Source organism: Enterovibrio sp. FF113, assembly GCF_041439165.1.
Taxonomy (GTDB): domain Bacteria; phylum Pseudomonadota; class Gammaproteobacteria; order Enterobacterales; family Vibrionaceae; genus Enterovibrio; species Enterovibrio norvegicus_A.
Genome location: NZ_JBGONO010000013.1, coordinates 87,444 through 106,171, shown reverse-complemented (window position 1 = coordinate 106,171; position 18,728 = coordinate 87,444). Strand labels below are relative to the sequence as shown.

Below are 18,728 nucleotides of genomic sequence, written 5' to 3'. Positions count from 1 at the left end.
TACTTTTGACTTTGCGGGTAAACCAAGGGTTTCTCGTTGTTTGTGATGCTGAAGACAACCAATCGATTCGAGCAACCGTGGTGCTCATTCAATGTAGGAATTGGATACCTGTCTTCTTGGTAAATGCATTCGCCGCGACATTTGCCCATCGCCGTTTATTTTGGCCCTTTCATTATGAGTTACAAACGGTCTACATCGCTTTGAGGGAGTATTCATGAAGCAACGTATCACCCGCAATAGACTGCGAATTTTCAACACACCTTTTCCACTGGGAGAAGCAAAAAAAAATAAACTTCACGCTATCTTGATAGCCGCAGCGGTGCTTAACTTTCCACAACTAGCACAAGCACAGTCTTTAGAGCAGGCCGTGGCAGCGACACTTTCCCAAAACCCGTTGATTCGAGAAGCCTATAACGAGTTTAAGAGCCGCGAAGCGGACATAGATGCCTCGCAAGGCGGTTACCTTCCTTCCGTGGATGTAGACGCTGGTATTGGTTATTCCGATTACAACAACGACAGCACCAAAGGGACCTTCCATCCTCGTGATGTTCGTTTGAGTTTGCGCCAACTCATCTGGGACGGCGCTATTACGTACAACGATATCAAAAGAACAAAATCTGAAGCGGAGGCCCAGCGCTTCCAAATGCTGGCAGACGCTCAAGACACAGCCCTGAGTGTCACTGAAGCGTATTTAGAAGTGATAAGAACGGAAGCAATTCTGGACCTTTCACAGCGAAACTTAAAAACTCACGAAAAAATTCATGCCGATATCAAACGTCGAACGGATTCGGGTATCAGCTCTACGGCAGATTTATCTCAAGCTCAAGGTCGTCTTGCGCAAGCGCACACCAATTTACTGAATGCGCAGAGCAATCATGAAGACAAGATCATTGAGTTTGAACGCATTGTGGGCGAAACGCCGAAAGCCTTGGTGACGCCAGAAGTGGATGCCTTGTACATTCCACCTTCGCTGGTCGAAGCGCTGACCATCGCAAAAGACAATAACCCAGTGATTCAAGTCGCGCTCAATGATGTCGACGCGGCGAGATTCCAGTATGAACAGGCCAAAGGCGACTTCTATCCCACTTTTTCCATTGAAGCATCACAGGAATGGGGCGAAGAGTTGGATGGTACGCCTGGTGATACTGACGAGTTCCAAGCCATGCTGCGTATGCGTTATAACCTGTTTAACGGCGGAAGCGATGCGGCTGAATCACGCAGTGCTGCCTATCAAGTGAACAAGGCCAAAAACATTCGAAATAACGCTCACCGTTTATTGAATGAAAGCACGCGCCTTGCATGGACAGCCAAACACCTTGCTGAAAGCCAAACACAATTTTTGGAGCAGCATGTAGATGCGTCAGCCAAAACGCTTCAAGCCTATGAGAAGCAATACCTTATTGGTCGTCGCACGTTACTTGATCTGCTGAACACTGAAAATGAGCTTTTCGATGCAAGGAAATCTTATATTGATGCCACCTATGCGGGCATCTTCGCCAAGTATCGCGTATTGAATGCAACGGGGTTGTTGCTTTCTGAACTACGCGTTGAGACCCCAGAAGAATGGCAAACCTCCGTTTACGGTAAGGAAGGAGAAGCACAATGATGAACGTAGTATGGTCCCACAAGGCCAAGTTCAGTATTAAGTTGGTTTTACTTGTTCTTTTCGCATCAAGCAGTCTGGTATCAGGCTGCTCGATGTCAGTTGCTCAACCCCCTGTGGCAGAGCAAGGCGACGATCTGTTAGACGCTGACGGTGATGGCGTGATCAATGCGCGTGATGAGTGTGCAGACACGCCCTACAACGCGGTGATCAATAACAGTGGGTGCTCTGAAGTACTGGAAACAGTCGCAAGAGACGATCTTCATATTCTCTTCGCCAATAACTCCGTCAAAATTCCGCCCAGTTTCGGAAGTGAAGTGAATGATCTCGCGCGGTTTATGAAAACCTTTCCGCATACTAAAGTGCAACTTAAAGGCTATGCCAGTCCCGTTGGCAGTACGGAGTTAAACCTCGCGCTGTCGAAGTTGCGAGCGCAAGTGGTCGAAAAAGCGCTATTGCGTAAGGGGATTGCACCAAACAGGGTTCAGATCATAGGTTTTGGCGAATCGGAACCTGTTGTGACGACATCTCAAAAGCAGACAGAGATACTGAGTCGACGCGTCACTGCGAGTGTGGTTAACAAGCAAAAAAGCGTCATTAAAAAGTGGACGATTTATACGTCTTCTTGAATAAAAAACAACGAAACATCAACATGAAAAATGGGCTGAAAAGCCCTTTTTTCTTGCATCAAATTGTGTTGAGAAGCGCCAACCAGAGAGATGCTGTGCTCTTCATCAACCCCACTAATGGAAAGTAATGGGATCAATGGTTCCTTGGTTAGTGGGCAATGCCAGCAAGAGCCAAAAATCAATATCAGTTTCCGTACACCTTTCCGCTGATACTCGAATCACTCCCTTGCAGCGTTTACCTCCAGGCTGTTCCAATTCTGCCCCTGGCAACCTTAGTGCTTCTTTTAGACACTCTTCGCCCACAACGAACTGCAAACCATTGCTATCAACAATGCTAAATAGCCTGCCATGTTGGTAGAAATAGACGCGTTGGTTGTCAATTTCTTCACGGATACCCGAAATCCCCAACAGTGCTTTTCTTACTGAGTCTGATATTTGTTTGTCGCTCACGGTCTTCTCTCTATGACGCTCATTTCTCAACCAATAGTAGAGAAACCAACGTCACAGATAAGCCCTTGACGAGTACATTGAGTCAAAAACCGTAAAAAAGGCTGACACTCCGCCTACACAAGACTTATGCATGAACTCATATTTATTCACCTTGGCAGGGCAAAGGTAGTAATAGGAAGTATTAAGCAGGTTCATTTACATAAATTTTCATTCAATTCGTCAGTCTTGTGAACGCTTTTTTGGCGGGCTATCTGTCATCAAGTTGATCTCGTACACATTTCATTTCCTGCCACGCTTGATTTTACTCATGCTGCGCTACGCTTTATGGATGAGACGGTTTTCTCACAACCATGGACTGTCTAAGTCAATTTGACCTTTCACCTACACATGGTGCGTACCACTCTATATAGGAGGTGTATCAGCAAACCGAAAATCACGCCAAACTTGTTCGCGAAACATCATCGTTTTTAAGGAGAGACGACATGAAAGGGCTCATTTGGTTTAGACATGATTTAAGACTGGCAGACAATCCCGCATTAGTTGCACTCTCCCGGCGCTGTACTCATGCCCTCATGGTTTATGTCATAGACCCCGCATGGTTAAAACCCACGCGTCATCAATCTCGACATCTTGGTCGATTCAGAGAAGAGTTTTTGTACCAATCACTGCGAGCGTTAGAAAGAGAACTCAAAAAACGAAAACAACGCCTCGTGGTTAAAGTGGGCAACCCTTTGGAAATCATTCCCGCCTTGTGTAAACAACACCAAATTAACTATGTTGCCATGACTGACCACCCCGGTGTCTATGAAAGACAACAAGTCGCCTATCTCGAACGTGTCTTGCCGTGTGAAGTGAGCGTAAGCGAGAGCTTCACCCTTTTTCTTCGTAACCAATTACCGTTTGAGCAATCAACATTCCCTCAGAGCTTCACCCAGTTCCGCAAGCATATTGAGCAGCAGAACACACTACCCTGCATACCTATAAGCACACCGGATTCTTTACCTGCGGCCATTCAAGAGCGTCGCGACATATGGGGAGGGCAAGAATTTGTTTATGACCTGACGCCTTACCACGGCGGCGAGGATTCCGCGCTTGTGCAACTCAATCAGTTTTTTTGGAAGTCACAGGGGCTAAAAAATTATAAGAAAACACGAAATGGCTTTGATGGCTGGCAATTTTCTTCTCGGTTGTCGGCTTGGCTTGCGAATGGGTCTATTTCTGCTCGCATGGTCGTCGCAGAACTCGACAATTATGAATATCGTCATGGCAAAGATGAATCATCGCAGTCCATGTTTGCGGAACTGCTTTGGCGAGAGTATTTCCAATGGATGATGCACTATCATGGCGCGCGTATGTTCGCCTTTGATGGTATTAAGAAAAAACGCCCGCTCACTTCGTTTTATTGCGAGAAATTCAAAGCATGGGAGCAAGGCACCACCGAATATCCTATCGTGAACGCCTGTATGAGGCAGCTCAACCAAACCGGTTATATGTCAAACCGAGGCCGACAAATTGTAGCGAGTTGTTTAGTAAATGAGTTGGGCGTTGATTGGCGATTTGGCGCAGCCTACTTCGAGCAGCAGCTTATTGATTTCGATGTAGCTGCCAACTATGGGAACTGGCAATACTTAGCAGGTGTGGGCGCAGATCCACGCGGTCAACGTCATTTTGATCTGGAGAAGCAAGCAAAGGAATACGATCCTGACGGCTCATTTGTGGCGAAATGGGCGCAAGCTTCGCCATCCGAGAGCCTACTCAAATTTTAGGCCGTGCGATCTATTCTTTATATATGATGCCGATGACTTGAATAAGAAGAGTCCGATCAACTAATCGAACGCGACACAACAACAAAAGACCCGCTTAACACAACCTAAGCGGGTCACTTCAAAATTTCAATCACCCTATCACTCACACGTTTGGCAAAAATCAACGAGGTATGGGTGAGCGGATACACTTCATGACTCGTCATTCCATCAATCATCGTTTCTTCTAACAACACAGTACCGTCTGACTTCTGACCACGCAGCAAAACCGATGCGGGTCCAATCGCCAAATCACCTGCGATGCTGTAAAGCGCGGCCGCCGAAGACCAACGAGGCGTTTCATCTGGCATCAAGTATTGAGCCGCGCGTTGGAACATCACATCCCCCACCCCATGTTTTTCAAAAAATGCCGCCACTTGGGACCCATTGTGCGGCGTTCCCAAAGTGATGACTGTTTTCACATGGTGGCTCATTGGGCTGTCGACGTCTAAGTAGGTTTTGGCCATGACCCCGCCCATAGAATGAGCAACAATAGCGGTGTCTTCACCATCAATGAACTCATCCATCGCAGTGAACATCTGCGCCAGATCAGGCTTGATGGTTTTATAACTCAAGTTGAAGACTTGATGCCCCGACTCAGTTAATCGCTTTGCCAAAACAAGCATGGTGACACCATGCATATACAGCCCATGTAATAGAATGATTTTCATAATGTTTAATCACACCTCTGCCTGTCGAGTCTAATAGTCACATCATAAACCATCTCTGAGTTGCGAAGATGAGACGCGTTCATCAGTGATCCGATAAGTATTTTTAGAGTGACATTTATTTTCGCACGTTACGTTAACCTCTCTAAGGAGAACGATGAATGAAAACGCATAACCTACTGCTGGTTTCCTCTATTGCTTTTGCCCTCCCTTTTTACGCGACTGCTGATGAGACCGCAGGACAAAAAGCAGAAATCGTGGAACAAGCGCGAGTTCAAGAACTCGAAAACCTTGGAAAAGAAGCAGAGGCTGAATCAGCAGTATTGATGCAAGACGCTGAACAGAAGATGGATGGCATGGAAAAGTCGGCGAAAAAACAAGCGTCAGTCGATGAAAGTGAAGCGGTTAAGGACTCAGAAGCACAAACAGATGCGGCAAAAAAAGCATTAGTGGCCGATAAAAGCACACTAGACGCTGATATAAAAGAGAAAACGACCAACTAGCTTTTCGCCCAGTTACGTCAGGAAAGAACGAGGAACGAGTAAATGACACAAAAAAATAGCGACCATCTGGTCGCTATTTTTCAATGCAAACATCTGAATTTAGGCATCTGAGCGTTTAGAAAACCAAATGCGCCACACCGGCAATAACAGGCAGTGTTACTAGCGTACGCAGGATGAATATCATCACCAGTTCCCACACTTTAACGGGGATCTTGCTACCCAGAAGCAATGCGCCCACTTCCGACATGTAAATCAATTGAGTGACAGACAGCGTAGCAACCACAAAGCGCGTCATTTCATTATCAATGTTTGCTGCAAGTACTGCAGGGATAAACATGTCCGCAATGCCCACCAGCATCGTTTCTGAGGCGGCAACCGCTTCTGGAATTTGCAGAAGCTCAAGCAAAGGCACAAATGGCATACCTAAAATGGTAAACACTGGCGTGTATTCCGCGATAATCAGCGCCGAAGTACCAATCGCCATCACAACAGGTAAAACACCGAATACCATGTCAGCTGCGTTTTCTAGGCCTTCTTTCAGAACATCAGTCAATGAGCGAATATGCGATGCGCGGTTAACTGCAGATTTAACGCCGTAAGAAAATAAGGTCTCGCCTTCTGGCAGCGCTTCATGCTCAAGCCCTTTTTCTTCACCGTTGATCAGCGTGTTCTTTTTCCAGCACAGCGGCGGAAGGCGCGGCACAACAATAGCGGCAACGAAACCTGCAAGACACACTGTGGCATAGAAAGGCACAAACATGTGCTCCAAGCCAACCTGCGCAATAACCACCAAACTAAAGCTGATTGAAACAACAGAGAAGGTGGTACCCACAACCGCCGCTTCACGCTCGGTGTAGTAGCCTTGCTCATATTGTTTACTCGACATCAAAATCGCGACACTACCGTCACCCAGCCAAGAGCTTGCACAATCAACCGCTGAACGTCCAGGCAGACCAAACAATGGACGCATAATACGTGTCATGAAAGTACCAATCAGTTCCAGTAAGCCAAAGTTAGTCAGCAACGGCAGGAACAGGCCTGCGAATACAAACACAGATAACAGTGTTGGCAGCAGATCGCCCAACACAAATCCACCTGTTGCGCCACCCGTAACGTGTTCAGGGCCAACACCAAAGTAAGCCATCAAGACAAACGTCGCGCCCAGCAAACGCACAACCAGCCAAACAGGAGTAGACAAAAATAGGCCAGATAAGAATTTTGACTCAGTGATAAAGCGTGGCTTGGTCGCCACTGCCAACACGGAACCTAATGCGCTCACGACGATAATAGACGTCACCACGATTGGCGCACTTTGACCCAGTAAGCCAAGCAGTGTTTTAGCCAATACTGCGATAGGAATGGTGAAGCCACCATTAATCATCACTGGCGTCATAAACAAAAGCACGCCAAGCAGCGAGGGAATAAGGAACATCAACACGTTCCGTGTCGACGATGATGTTGTCGGTAAATCTTGAGTTTTCTGCATGGCAATACTTCCTGAGCGATGCGTTGAACGAAATATATATTCACAATATGTGACTAATTGAGCGCAAGATTAATTTAACTCTTTGCGCATGTAAACCATAAATAGTCACTTATTTTGAATAATTCGCACAAGGCAATGCAAATGACCAAGACGAAGGCCGATGTTGTTTATTTTTAACTCATTAATTGTTAAAAAACTGTAACATTGACTATCCTTCTGGAGAGTAATATCAAGGAGTTATATCGGTTAAAATGAACACAACGCCGGATTATTTGAAATCACGCCAATGAATAATTATCCAATTTTTCGGTCGATACTGGCGTATTCAGACTGCACCCATTGGCCAAAACTGTCCATCAAGGCAACAACAGCACGTTTCTTAACGGGTTTTCGTTCAATCAAGTAGAAAAGCCGCTCCATTTCTACCGATTTATCTGGGTAGTGCTTATTAAAATACTCAGCGCAGATATTAAGATCTTGCTCCCAGCGGTTTTCCTTATAAGCAACCAGTCCGAAAGCCGCTCTTATTAGTCGTTTGGCGGCATCCTCTGAAGCATCAAGCTGCGCTCCCCACTTGGTCGCTACCGCAATCTTCTTGCGAAGCTCTTTTAGCTTAACGCCAAGATCTTCATTCATCGCTTTCGACACTTCCCAACTCACTTCAAAGTGACCAAAGCTATCTGCAAGATTGTCACCGCTGATACAAAGTGCGCAATGTTTGATGAAGAAACCCCAACGGAAGATATTGGCGAGCGTTGTCACTTCTTTGAACGGCACGACATCAAATTCGACACGCTTTACCGCGTCACTTGATTGCTCCAAACGCCAGCGGACGGTATTAAGCGACGTGAACTCTTGCACGTTCAAGGCGCGTGTCGTCACGAGTGTCAGTGAAAGATCCGCTCTCTCACCAGCACAACGCTGCGCGACATCGCCCGTCAAATAAAGACTATGAAGCGTATCACCCAGCACTCCACGGATTTGACGCACTGATGCAGCAATGGGCTCTACATACTCAGTTTGCAGGGGAGCATTCCGATCTATTTCAGCCAACAATCCGCTGCGGGGTTTCGCCTTATACAAACCAGTACCTTTCCTTATTCATCTGAACATTTACCAGACACGTAAACGACAATTTAAAGTGGGTATTTTAAAGCGAGTTTGCACGCTTCGCACCTTGAAACATAGCCAGTTTCAGCACTAATTTCCCGCAAAAACGAGATGTTAGCTCACGAAATAGACGATATTTATCATGTCCCGACTAGAAACTATATTTGGACCTCACTGAGATATCGCCATTCGACCTCAAAATGCAGGATTCAGCGTCGCTCATCACGTTCAATTTAAGGTAGCTTGGGTATATAATGCCGCCTGTTTATACCAACCAGGAATCACCATGGACGCTTCCCTACTTTCTATCGACGAAACGCTAGAAACTGCCTTTGAGATTTTTTATGAAATGGCTGAAGACAACCTAGATTATGACGATCTTCTCGCCTATCAAGCACGTTTCGACGAAGATGGCGCAGCCATTGTGGTCGAAGCCAGCGCAGATTGGGAAGAACACGTCGGGTTTGACGTTGATCGCGATACTTTTGTCGAAGTTCGCATTGGTTTAGCCAATGAAGACGAATTGAATGATGTGCTGGTTCGCATGTTGGTGAGTCGCGACACAGAGCAGAAATTCTGTCACTTACTCTGGAAGCGCGCAGCCTAACTAAGACCAAAAGAAGAAGGCCAGCATAACGCTGGCTTTCTTGTCTTTATACGCATTTTCTTTATGCCTAAACGTCACGTATCACCGCAACACATGGGCACAAAACTGATTTAGTTACCTGAGGCTGAGAATTTGAATTCTTTACCTGCATCATGATTACGCGGTAACTTATGCGCAATCCCTTTGTGGCAATCAATACACGTCTGTCCTGCTTCTTCAGCTCTATCATGCACTTTGGCTGCTACTGATTTTTGCGCGCTAAAATCCATAAATTCAAAGTTATGGCAGTTTCGGCATTCTTGTGAGTTATTAGCCTCCATGCGATTCCACTCACGTGTCGCCATTTCCAAACGGTGGTCTTCAAATTTCTGTGGCGTCGACACAATGCCAAACGCTTTGGCATAGAGCTCTTTACTTGCCTGAATTTTGCGAATCATTTTCGGCCCCCATTCTTTTGGCACATGACAATCTGGGCATGTTGCCCTCACGCCACTGCGGTTGCTGTAGTGAATGGTTCCCACGTATTCTTGATACACGTTCTCTTGCATTTCATGACAACCAATACAGAACTCTTCTCGGTTGGTCATCTCCATACCCGTGTTAAAACCACCCCAGAACACTATGCCTGCAACAAAGCCCAAAATGAGAACAGTGCCAATAGCAAAATGGCTGGGTGTTCGAAACCATTTCCACGCTTTAGTGATAAATCCCGGTAATTTCATCCCGACTCCCCTACTGTCCAAATTTGCCAGCAGGAACAAACTCGTTCTCTACCAACACGTCAGTTTGTACCTGAGGAACATGGCACTGTAGACAGAAATAACGACGAGCAGACACTTCTGTCAGCACTTTATTATCTCGGTCCATAAAGTGCGTAGGACTAATACGTGGAGCGCCAGTTTTACGATAAACATCGACATCGTGGCATTGCAGACACGCGTTATTAGACTGATTAACCTGATAGCCATCAACAGCATGGGGCACCATAGGTGGCTGGTTCACATAGTTAAGCGCAAAGCGATCCTGATTTTTTGGAACGGTTTTAATGTTTGGCACCTCGTTATTAGCACCAATCTCTTGATCGCCTCTTAAAGAGGTGACCTGCGCGACTGCCATTGTGCTGATCAGCGCGGCAAGTAACAGCGTAAACGTGATTTTCTTTTTCATGCTCGGATCCTTTCGGAATCAAATCATTCTGCTAATGCATGTTGCTGTATTCCTATCAGCAACATGCACAGTTATTGGGTGTTTCACACTGGCTGCGGGATCAAACCTTGACGATCTTGACCGCACATTTTTTATAATCCGTTTCTTTCGAAAGCGGATCCGTCGCATCCAGTGTTAGCTTATTAACCAGTTGTCCTGCATCGAAAAATGGCATAAACACCAATCCTTCTGGCACACGGTTACGTCCACGCGTTTCAACGTGTGTGGCAACTTCACCACGACGTGAGATCACTTTCACCGCATCGCCTCTACGTAGCCCTCGTTTCTTGGCATCCAGTGGGTGCATGAAGACAACCGCATCAGGGAACGCCTTGTAAAGCTCTGGCACGCGTCGTGTCATCGTACCGGTATGCCAATGTTCCAATACGCGGCCAGTCGACAACCACAGGTCATAATCTGCATCAGGTTCTTCTGCCGCTGGTTCATATGGCAACGCAAAAATAACGGCTTTTTTATCAGGCTTACCGTAGAACGCAAAACCTTCACCCGCTTTCACATACGGGTCGTGCCCTTCTGCGTAGCGCCACAACGTTTCTTTGCCATCAACCACAGGCCAGCGCAAACCGCGCTCTTTGTGGTAAACCTCAAAGGGTGCGAGGTCATGGGCTTTGCCGCGACCAAATGCCGCATATTCTTCAAACAAGCCTTTCTGGATATAGAATCCCGCATCGCGAGCGTCATCATTCAGGCGGTCTGCTGGAATTTCATCCAACCCATATTGGTTGACTTGCCCATTCGCAAACAAAATGTCGTACAAGGTTTTGTCTTGAAAATCAGGTTGTTTGGCAATCAAATCTGCAGGCCAAACATCAGCAACCTTGATGCGCTTAGAAAGCTCAACCAATTGCCACAAATCAGACTTTGCTTCGCCTGGCGCTTTCACTTGTTGATACCAAAACTGAGTACGGCGTTCGGCGTTACCGTAAGCGCCCTCTTTCTCTACCCACATCGCTGTTGGCAGAATCAAATCAGACGCCATGGCGGTGACGGTTGGATAAGGGTCAGACGTAATGATGAAATTGCGTGGGTCGCGATAACCCGGCAAACGCTCTTCATTGATATTTGGGCCTGCCTGCATGTTGTTGTTACACATCACCCAGTACACGTTGAGCTTGCCGTCTTTCAACATGCGATCTTGCAGCACGGCGTGATATCCGGGTTTTGGTGGGATCGTGCCTTCCGGCAGTTTCCATTTTGCTTCTGCAAATGCACGGTGCTTGGGATTATTCACTACCATGTCAGCAGGCAGACGGTGAGAGAACGTACCCACTTCACGCGCTGTTCCACACGCAGAAGGCTGGCCTGTCAGCGAGAATGGGCCACAACCTGGCTTAGAAATCTTACCCGTCAGAAGATGAATGTTGTAGCAAAGGTTGTTCGCCCACACGCCACGTGTATGCTGGTTAAAGCCCATCGTCCAATAAGACACTACGTTTACTTTCGGGTCGGCATAAAGCTCTGCGAGTGCAATCAGTTGGTCTTCGGGCACACCTGACAGCTTGGACACAGATTCAACGTCGTAATCAGCGACAAATTTGGCAAACGCATCGAAGTCGATCGGATCTGACGCGCCACTGCCAGCATTTTTTGCGTTCTGTTCAAGCGGATTGGTCGGGCGAAGGCCATAACCAATATCTGTTGCACCTTGGCGGAAGTTAACGTGTTTCGCGACAAAGTCTTTATCGACTTTGTCGTTTTGAATGATGTAGTTGGCAATGTAGTTAAGAATGGCCAAGTCAGTTTGTGGTGTGAAAATCATGCCATTGTCAGCGAGCTCAAAGCTGCGGTGCTCATAGGTGGAGAGCACTGCAACTTTGACATGATTCGCGGATAAACGACGATCAGCTAAGCGAGACCAAAGGATTGGGTGCATCTCTGCCATGTTAGAGCCCCACAGCACAAACGCATCGGCTTGTTCTATGTCGTCATAACAACCCATTGGTTCATCCATACCGAAGGTACGCATGAAGCCAACAACCGCCGATGCCATACAGTGACGGGCATTCGGGTCAATGTTGTTTGTCAAGAAACCTGCTTTCATCAGTTTTGACGCTGCATAGCCTTCCCACACGGTCCACTGGCCAGAACCAAACATACCGACAGTTGTTGGGCCATTTGTCTGAATCGCTGTAGTGAATTTCTCAGCCATTAAATCCAGTGCTTCATCCCAACTGACTGGGGTGAACTCACCTTCTTTGTCATACACGCCGTTCTTTTTGCGTAATAAAGGTTGAGTGAGGCGATCTTTGCCGTACATTATTTTCGGCAAGAAGTACCCTTTCACGCAGCTTAGACCGCGGTTTACCGGCGCTTCTGGATCACCTTGTGAGGCGACGATGCGCCCGTTTTGGGTCCCCAAAAGAATGCCACAGCCTGTACCACAAAAGCGGCACGGTGCTTTATCCCATTTAACTTGCTCATCATTTCCCGCCGCATGCGCAACAGAAACGGGAATCGTGATGCCCGCGGCGGTAGCAGCAGCTGCGGCTGCGTTCGCTTTAAGAAATTTCCTGCGTGTCAGTGTCATTGCCCGACTCCTTCAATTTTGTTTTCAGTCGATTCATTCTCAACCTGATGAAAAACTAACGTTGCTGCAAGGACCCCCGGCAACGCTTTAATTTGTTCGAAAATGTCTAACAGTGCGCCGCGACTTTCCCCTTCCACCACCACGACCAATTTCCCAATCTCATTCATGGCAGGCACTTCAGTGCCCGGCAGTGCCTCAATGCGTACTTTTACTTGTTCTGTTTGATCTGCTGCTGCGTGCACAACAAGGCTAGTAACGTGATATTCATTCATGGGTGTTGCTCCATGGAGATGGCATTGACTGGACATGGCGCAATACATGCACCACACCCGCTACAGTCGCTAATTTGAATCTCGGGTTGTGCAACACTTCCCAATCGATGTTGAAAACGAATTGCTCGGGTATCACATGCATCGCTGCAACTGCGACATTCAATATTCTGTTTGGCTAAGCAGCTGTCTTTAATCGAGACGACTTGCTTCCAAGGGAGGTGTGTTTCAGGAAGAAATAACGGTTCGGGGCAATGCTGTGCACATTCATAACAAAACGTGCATTCTCCTTTATTGAAGTCTATCGAAGGGAAGCCACCATCACCGGCGACAATGATATTTTCTTCGCATGCGCGCTGGCATTCTCCACATCGCGTACAATGCTCGGTAAACAGCTCGCTGTCACTTATCCAAGGTAATGGCTGTTGCTGGGAACTCTGAGCGCTTCGTAAAAAGAAGCGACGACGTTGGTCTACCATTTTAACCTTCAACCTATAACACGTGTAATTTCAATATTTCACGTCTTTCTGATGTCACGTTAGAGATAATTAGGAATAGGTTATATACCCCTAAAGGGGTATATAGAGGGGTCTATTGCGCTAGATCAATTTTCGCTCATGGCACGCGTCACATTATTAAACCATCACGGTCAGACTCTGAAATTTTATGGCTAACGAAATAACGGAAATAACAGTTAAACAATCGGTTACTACCATCGTGGCACGATCTCTGATCGCCATGCTTTTGCTGGCGGTGATGATCACGGGTTTCTCCATTATCTCTCTTGCTTCGAGCCTCAATGACGCCGCGGCCATCAACACTTCTGGCTCACTGCGAATGCAAAGTTATCGCATTGCGTATGACATTGTCCGTGATTCCCCTCGCTTACCTGAACACATTGAATCCTTTGAACAATCAATACTCTCCCCTGAGCTTCAACTCATTGATAATATTGCGGTTCCTCAGGAAATACGAGATCGTTACAACGCATTAATTTCGCGCTGGCTACTTCTTCGACCTGAGCTTCAAGGCCCAGACCGAGCGTTTTACCTTGAGCAAGTAGGATTATTCGTCAACGACATTGATCAGTTCGTCTTTACGCTTCAGCAGCACTCTGAAAATAAGCTTCAAGTGTTGGCTCTGGTTGGCAGTATTGGGTTGGGCGTGATCTTAGCCTTGGTGCTGTTTTTAATTCAGTACACACAACGACGCATCGTCCAGCCATTGAACATGCTAGTAACGGCGAGCCAGCGAATTCAGAATGGAATTTTTGACGTCGCACTACCACCAACAAGAAACAATGAACTTGGTGTGCTATCAAAAAGTTTTGCCATCATGGCGAGTGAACTCAAAGAACTCTATGCCAATCTTGAATTCAGAATTGAGTCAAAAACTCACAAATTAACCAAAGCCAATCGTTCACTGAACGTACTTTATGATTGCTCAACCCAGCTTTCATCGAGTCTTTTGACACGACAAAGCTTCGAAAATATTCTCGATATCTCAATGCAAGCCGATGGCATCTCGGCATTGACACTTACCGTGACAAGCCCCAATCAATCAGAATGGCAAATACGTGCAGGAAAGGCAGACGACCAACATTGGCACTCCCTGCCTTTGCGTTTGGACGACGAAGCGCTTGGAACATTAATGTGGCAAGGTAAAGATGACGTTGTTGATTCGGTGCTTCTCGAGAATATTGCATCCATTCTCGCGCGCGGTGTGCATTACAATCATGCGCAAAAGCAAGCAATGCATTTGGCGGTGATGGAAGAGCGTGCGACATTGGCGCGCGAACTTCACGATTCCATTGCTCAATCGCTTTCTTACCTTAAAATTCAGACCAGTTTACTCAAGCGGCATTTACAACGATCCGATGCAAAAGAATGCGAATCCATTGCCGAAGAGATCGGCGAGCAACTGCGCATTGCTTATGATCAATTACGAGAACTACTCAATGCGTTTCGATTATCGTTGTCACACAGTGATTTTGGCTTAGCGCTAAACGAAATGGTGGTGGCGTTGAAAGGTCAAACAAGCGCGGAAATCACAATGTCATCGACATTGGACACACTTTCCATGGACGTGCAGCACCAAATGCACCTTCTGCAGATTATTCGCGAGGCTTGTATTAACGCAATTAAACATGCCGACGCCAGTACGATCTCGATTCGCTGTCATCAACACGACAACCATGCTTATGTCGAAATCAAGGATGATGGTATAGGCTTTTGCCCTACTGATGAAAAACCCAATCACTATGGTCTCAACATCATGCAAGAGCGCTCTAAAATGCTAGGGGGTAACATCCAAATCCTTTCGGCGACTTCACAAGGTTGCCGTGTTGTACTGACATTTGACTTCGCCTAGGAGATTGTTCTTATGAATACATGGAATGTACTGCTTGTTGATGACCACCCACTGATGCGAAAGGGTATATCACAACTGTTAAAGTTTGAGCCTGAGTTCAATACAGTGTCTGAAGCAAGCAATGGAACAGATGCCATCGCAGAAGTCTCTCGATCAAAGCCCGACTTAATTGTTCTCGACCTCAACATGAAAGGCCTGTCTGGATTGGATACTCTGAAAGCCCTCCGGTATGAAGGCTGCACAGCAACCATCGTAATACTGACAGTATCTGATAGCCCTAATGATATTCATGCCATTATCCAAGCTGGGGCTGATGGATATTTGCTGAAAGACAGCGAACCGGAAGAATTGATTGAAAAACTGAAAGTTGCCATGACGGGGAAAAAAGCGTTCAGCAAGGAGGTAGAAGCCAACCTCGCTAATAACGAAAAAAACGCTTCCCCGCTCACCCATCTGACTGAGCGAGAGTTACAAATACTGCAACAAGTCGCCAAAGGGCTTCGTAACAAACAGATCGCTGAGAGCCTATACATTTCAGAGGCAACAGTAAAAGTTCACCTCAAAAACCTACTAAAAAAACTCAACGTTGATTCTCGTGTTGCCGCCACCGTGCTGTATTTGGAAAACGAGACAATGGATTGAGTCGCTGCTCAGATATAAACAGCGTTGATACACAGCACCGTGTTGCGCGATCAAAAAAAGGGAGGAACACTTTGTTCCTCCCTTTTTATTATGTCGCTTGTTGACAAGCAGTCTTCTCAGTTAAACAGCTAGAAAATATCAACACCATTTAGCGTCACATCTTCTGCGTCAGTCCAAACTGTGATGGTGCGATCAAGATTGTCGTGTGTGAAGACATACGCATTCAACTCTCCAACCTGTGCATTACTCAACCCTAGAATGCTGATCATCTCGGCTGAGATTGGCGCATTCACTGTACCACTAGCATCATAGCTCCAAGGCGTACCATTGAGGTTAAAGCTGTCATCACCGGCACCAAGGTGCGCGATGAAACCATCCCAATCGTCTGGTGTACCCAAGTCTTCACCAAATGGTGCGTCAGATTGAGACCAGATTTCATTTGGGTTGATAGTGATAACTTGATCACCTTCGTCACCAATGACTGCTTCAATTTGTGCCATCACGTTACCCGTGATCGACGAGTCAGACTGGTAGGAAACACCGGTAAAATCGACATTTGCATCGCCATTAACCAGCATTTGGTCAAAACCATTGTCCGCGTTGTACATGGATTTGTTAACGACTCTGCCTGCAGAATTCGTGACACTCAGGCCAACAAAGTCATCTTCACCGAAGATAAAGACATCGTCACCCGCACTACCACGGTATTCATCAACACCTGTACCACCATCAATTTTCACATCGCTGCCAGGGCCGCCATCCAAGTAATCGTCGCCTGCACCGCCATAAAGTTCATCTTTACCAACACCACCAAAGATTCGGTCGTTACCTTCACCACCTTCGATGATATCGTCGCCTTTTTGGCCAAACAGAACATCGTCACCCACACCCCCCATGATGTGGTCATTGTCATCGCCACCATAAATGGTGTCGTTGCCTTCTTCACCATAAATCGTATCAGCATCACTTTCTTCAACGACCTGCGTTGCGTTCACTTTCATCACAACGTCGTTAAAGTCTTTGTCGCCAAGGCACCACAGATCTTCCCAGCAAGAGTTTTCACCAGAATTGATTTCATGATCTAGGCGGTCACCGTTTTTACCGGTTTCAGACACATAACCACCTGCGGTCAGGCCACCTTGACCAAACACAGGGCTACCGCTGGCAAAGCTCAGCGTAATTTCACCCTCGTTGAAGCCTTTTGTGTCGCCATCTGGAATGATGAATAGGCCGATTTTCGCCGCGCCTTCAACATCGATAACTGCTTGCGCCGCACTATCCAACTTGGCGTTGTCAGCCATGACGTATGCCGCCAGCACATTGCCATTTTCGTCCAATACGTAGTAACCAACACTGTTACTGTAAGACGCGCTTGAAGTGATATTAGACAGATCTAACGTAACAGCATCGCCATTACTTACATCCCAATAGCCATCAGCGCCACGGTCGAGATCAAGTGTTTGACGACCAATTTGACCGCCATAGATGACATCATCGCCGGTGCCTCCATGGATCTCATCATCGCCCCACTGACCATAGATGGTGTCATTGCCTGCACCGCCATCTATGAAATCTTCATCGTTAGATATTTGGGTCGTTTCTTCAGAAATGGATGAATAATCAATCTCATTGATATTGCAGTATGAGTTGGGTACCAAAGACAACTGGGTCGACGCTGTGATTTCAGGGCCTTCAAGTTGAAGAAGAAGGTTACCGTTTTCATTAAGGTTGCTGTAGTGATGACCATTGCCATCTAGATCAACGTCGATGATTGCAAACTTGTAGACATTACCTTCGGTATCGCAGTATTTCAGCGTGTAATCGAGGTTAACGGAATACGTATTGCCGTCGATGGTCACTGTTTGCGTCTTGTCGTCGGAATATTCGTTACAGTAGTTGTCGCCATTTAGCTTTCCATCATCATCTTGGAAAGTCACTTTGGTTGAATTACCATCAAACGCGAGTTTGTCTGGGAAACAGAAGGTATGGAACTCACCACCTGAAGGCTTGGTAAAGTCATTACCCATCTGGAATACATTTACACACGGGTCAGCGTTAAAGTTTGGAGACGCAGTATTGCCGTAGATAACATCGTCGCCTTCCCCGCCATACAGCGAATCTTGACCGTTGTCGCCTTCAATGTAGTCATCTCCGCCCTGGCCATAGACAGTGTCATCTCCATCACCAGCAGTGATCACATCATCACCACCAACTGTTGGGTCAACTGGCTCAGGTTCAGTGATTGACGAGTAATCTAAGCTGCTAATGTTGTGGTAAGAGTTTGGAACAAGAGATAACTGCGTGCTGCCCGTAATTTCTGGGCCATCGACTTGGATCAGCATCTTACCGCTTTCACCAGTTTCTCCCCAATGGTTGCCAGAACCATTGGTATCAACATCAACCACTGCAAAGGTGTAAATGTTGCCAGATGCATCGCAGTATTTCAGGCCGAAATCAACGTTGACGCCATACTCTTGACCGCCAATTTCAACAGTCTGAGATTTGTCATCTGAGTACTCATTGCACGCATCATCGCCATTCAGCTGGGCATCGTCATCGTTGAACGTAGCAGTGGTCGTCGAACCGGTGAAATTAAGCGTTGGGGGGAAGTTTGAGAAATAGTAGAAATCACCACTTGCAGCACTAAAATCGTCACCCAAGATGAACACTGCGCCCGTTGAACCGTTTCCTGAAGAAGATCCTACATCACCATAAATGACATCATCCCCTGCACGGCCTTCAATATAATCATCATCGAGGGTGCCATTAAGTTGATCAACACCGCCTGTACCTATGATATTCGCCATTATTTGTTCCTCTTATTTGCTAACCAAA

General features: G+C 46.7%; 17 protein-coding genes. 7 read left to right on the top strand and 10 right to left on the bottom strand.

What is annotated here, in order from left to right; all coding sequences use genetic code 11:
• Positions 1-214: 214 nt before the first annotated feature.
• Positions 215-1,606 carry a TolC family outer membrane protein gene (locus tag ACED36_RS12260; RefSeq protein WP_016958223.1) on the top strand — a complete coding sequence of 464 codons (1,392 nt, stop codon included), beginning with the start codon at positions 215-217 and terminating at the stop codon, positions 1,604-1,606.
• On the top strand, positions 1,603-2,232 hold the full coding sequence (locus ACED36_RS12255) for an OmpA family protein (protein WP_016958224.1): 630 nt from the start codon (positions 1,603-1,605) through the stop codon (positions 2,230-2,232). The genes ACED36_RS12260 and ACED36_RS12255 overlap by 4 nt, the downstream gene beginning before the upstream one ends.
• A gap of 114 nt (positions 2,233-2,346) precedes the next feature.
• Here ACED36_RS12255 and ACED36_RS12250 read toward each other — a convergent pair whose 3' ends face one another.
• On the bottom strand, positions 2,347-2,682 hold the full coding sequence (locus tag ACED36_RS12250) for a hypothetical protein (protein ID WP_017003983.1): 336 nt from the start codon (positions 2,680-2,682) through the stop codon (positions 2,347-2,349).
• Between the two features lie 482 nt (positions 2,683-3,164).
• On the opposite strand from ACED36_RS12250, the gene ACED36_RS12245 reads away from it, so the two are divergent.
• Complete coding sequence (locus tag ACED36_RS12245) at positions 3,165-4,448, top strand: DASH family cryptochrome (protein WP_371733325.1); 1,284 nt, start codon at positions 3,165-3,167, stop codon at positions 4,446-4,448.
• A 113-nt stretch (positions 4,449-4,561) separates the two neighbouring features.
• On the opposite strand, the gene ACED36_RS12240 is transcribed toward ACED36_RS12245, so the two are convergent.
• A complete protein-coding gene (locus ACED36_RS12240) occupies positions 4,562-5,155 on the bottom strand; it encodes a cob(I)alamin adenolsyltransferase (RefSeq protein ID WP_371733324.1) in 594 nt (197 codons plus the stop codon).
• A 158-nt stretch (positions 5,156-5,313) separates the two neighbouring features.
• On the opposite strand from ACED36_RS12240, the gene ACED36_RS12235 reads away from it, so the two are divergent.
• A complete protein-coding gene (locus tag ACED36_RS12235; RefSeq protein ID WP_016958229.1) occupies positions 5,314-5,655 on the top strand; it encodes a hypothetical protein in 342 nt (113 codons plus the stop codon).
• 115 nt (positions 5,656-5,770) lie between these two features.
• Here the strand turns inward: ACED36_RS12235 and ACED36_RS12230 are convergent, their stop codons facing one another.
• On the bottom strand, positions 5,771-7,087 hold the full coding sequence (locus ACED36_RS12230; protein WP_371733345.1) for a YjiH family protein: 1,317 nt from the start codon (positions 7,085-7,087) through the stop codon (positions 5,771-5,773).
• A 348-nt stretch (positions 7,088-7,435) separates the two neighbouring features.
• Positions 7,436-8,224 (bottom strand): hypothetical protein, encoded by a 789-nt coding sequence (locus ACED36_RS12225; protein WP_017003984.1) that lies wholly within the window; start codon positions 8,222-8,224, stop codon positions 7,436-7,438.
• A 313-nt stretch (positions 8,225-8,537) separates the two neighbouring features.
• Between ACED36_RS12225 and ACED36_RS12220 the strand changes: the two genes are divergently transcribed.
• The gene (locus ACED36_RS12220) at positions 8,538-8,858 is read left to right on the top strand and encodes an HI1450 family dsDNA-mimic protein (RefSeq protein WP_016958232.1); all 321 of its coding nucleotides are present in this window, start codon (positions 8,538-8,540) and stop codon (positions 8,856-8,858) included.
• A 110-nt stretch (positions 8,859-8,968) separates the two neighbouring features.
• Here the strand turns inward: ACED36_RS12220 and napC are convergent, their stop codons facing one another.
• The 5 genes from napC to napF form a co-directional block, all read right to left on the bottom strand.
• Complete coding sequence (napC, locus tag ACED36_RS12215) at positions 8,969-9,580, bottom strand: cytochrome c-type protein NapC (RefSeq protein WP_016958233.1); 612 nt, start codon at positions 9,578-9,580, stop codon at positions 8,969-8,971.
• A 10-nt stretch (positions 9,581-9,590) separates the two neighbouring features.
• On the bottom strand, positions 9,591-10,025 hold the full coding sequence (locus ACED36_RS12210) for a nitrate reductase cytochrome c-type subunit (RefSeq protein WP_016958234.1): 435 nt from the start codon (positions 10,023-10,025) through the stop codon (positions 9,591-9,593).
• A 100-nt stretch (positions 10,026-10,125) separates the two neighbouring features.
• Complete coding sequence (gene napA / locus ACED36_RS12205; protein WP_017003987.1) at positions 10,126-12,612, bottom strand: nitrate reductase catalytic subunit NapA; 2,487 nt, start codon at positions 12,610-12,612, stop codon at positions 10,126-10,128.
• Positions 12,609-12,884 carry a chaperone NapD gene (locus tag ACED36_RS12200; protein ID WP_016958236.1) on the bottom strand — a complete coding sequence of 92 codons (276 nt, stop codon included), beginning with the start codon at positions 12,882-12,884 and terminating at the stop codon, positions 12,609-12,611. Before ACED36_RS12200 ends, napA begins: the two co-directional genes overlap by 4 nt.
• The gene (gene napF, locus ACED36_RS12195; RefSeq protein ID WP_016958237.1) at positions 12,881-13,360 is read right to left on the bottom strand and encodes a ferredoxin-type protein NapF; all 480 of its coding nucleotides are present in this window, start codon (positions 13,358-13,360) and stop codon (positions 12,881-12,883) included. Before napF ends, ACED36_RS12200 begins: the two co-directional genes overlap by 4 nt.
• Before the next feature lie 187 nt (positions 13,361-13,547).
• Between napF and narQ the strand changes: the two genes are divergently transcribed.
• Together narQ and ACED36_RS12185 are read left to right on the top strand one after the other, a co-directional pair.
• Entirely contained in the window at positions 13,548-15,251 is a 1,704-nt protein-coding gene (narQ, locus tag ACED36_RS12190) for a nitrate/nitrite two-component system sensor histidine kinase NarQ (protein WP_016958238.1), read from the top strand.
• A 12-nt stretch (positions 15,252-15,263) separates the two neighbouring features.
• Complete coding sequence (locus tag ACED36_RS12185) at positions 15,264-15,893, top strand: response regulator (RefSeq protein ID WP_016958239.1); 630 nt, start codon at positions 15,264-15,266, stop codon at positions 15,891-15,893.
• A 128-nt stretch (positions 15,894-16,021) separates the two neighbouring features.
• Here the strand turns inward: ACED36_RS12185 and ACED36_RS12180 are convergent, their stop codons facing one another.
• Positions 16,022-18,700, bottom strand: coding sequence for a DUF4114 domain-containing protein (locus ACED36_RS12180; protein ID WP_371733323.1), 2,679 nt, complete (start codon positions 18,698-18,700; stop codon positions 16,022-16,024).
• Positions 18,701-18,728: the final 28 nt, after the last annotated feature.

What these genes read in the sequence shown, in the direction of transcription:
- ACED36_RS12260 (WP_016958223.1), top strand. Translation starts at nt 215, where the DNA reads ATGAAGCAACGTATCACCCGCAATAGACTGCGAATTTTCAACACACCT.
- ACED36_RS12255 (WP_016958224.1), top strand. Translation starts at nt 1,603, where the DNA reads ATGATGAACGTAGTATGGTCCCACAAGGCCAAGTTCAGTATTAAGTTG.
- ACED36_RS12245 (WP_371733325.1), top strand. Translation starts at nt 3,165, where the DNA reads ATGAAAGGGCTCATTTGGTTTAGACATGATTTAAGACTGGCAGACAAT.
- ACED36_RS12240 (WP_371733324.1), bottom strand. Translation starts at nt 5,155, where the DNA reads ATGAAAATCATTCTATTACATGGGCTGTATATGCATGGTGTCACCATG.
- ACED36_RS12235 (WP_016958229.1), top strand. Translation starts at nt 5,314, where the DNA reads ATGAAAACGCATAACCTACTGCTGGTTTCCTCTATTGCTTTTGCCCTC.
- ACED36_RS12230 (WP_371733345.1), bottom strand. Translation starts at nt 7,087, where the DNA reads ATGTTCCTTATTCCCTCGCTGCTTGGCGTGCTTTTGTTTATGACGCCA.
- ACED36_RS12220 (WP_016958232.1), top strand. Translation starts at nt 8,538, where the DNA reads ATGGACGCTTCCCTACTTTCTATCGACGAAACGCTAGAAACTGCCTTT.
- napC (WP_016958233.1), bottom strand. Translation starts at nt 9,580, where the DNA reads ATGAAATTACCGGGATTTATCACTAAAGCGTGGAAATGGTTTCGAACA.
- ACED36_RS12210 (WP_016958234.1), bottom strand. Translation starts at nt 10,025, where the DNA reads ATGAAAAAGAAAATCACGTTTACGCTGTTACTTGCCGCGCTGATCAGC.
- napA (WP_017003987.1), bottom strand. Translation starts at nt 12,612, where the DNA reads ATGACACTGACACGCAGGAAATTTCTTAAAGCGAACGCAGCCGCAGCT.
- ACED36_RS12200 (WP_016958236.1), bottom strand. Translation starts at nt 12,884, where the DNA reads ATGAATGAATATCACGTTACTAGCCTTGTTGTGCACGCAGCAGCAGAT.
- napF (WP_016958237.1), bottom strand. Translation starts at nt 13,360, where the DNA reads ATGGTAGACCAACGTCGTCGCTTCTTTTTACGAAGCGCTCAGAGTTCC.
- narQ (WP_016958238.1), top strand. Translation starts at nt 13,548, where the DNA reads ATGGCTAACGAAATAACGGAAATAACAGTTAAACAATCGGTTACTACC.
- ACED36_RS12185 (WP_016958239.1), top strand. Translation starts at nt 15,264, where the DNA reads ATGAATACATGGAATGTACTGCTTGTTGATGACCACCCACTGATGCGA.
- ACED36_RS12180 (WP_371733323.1), bottom strand. Translation starts at nt 18,700, where the DNA reads ATGGCGAATATCATAGGTACAGGCGGTGTTGATCAACTTAATGGCACC.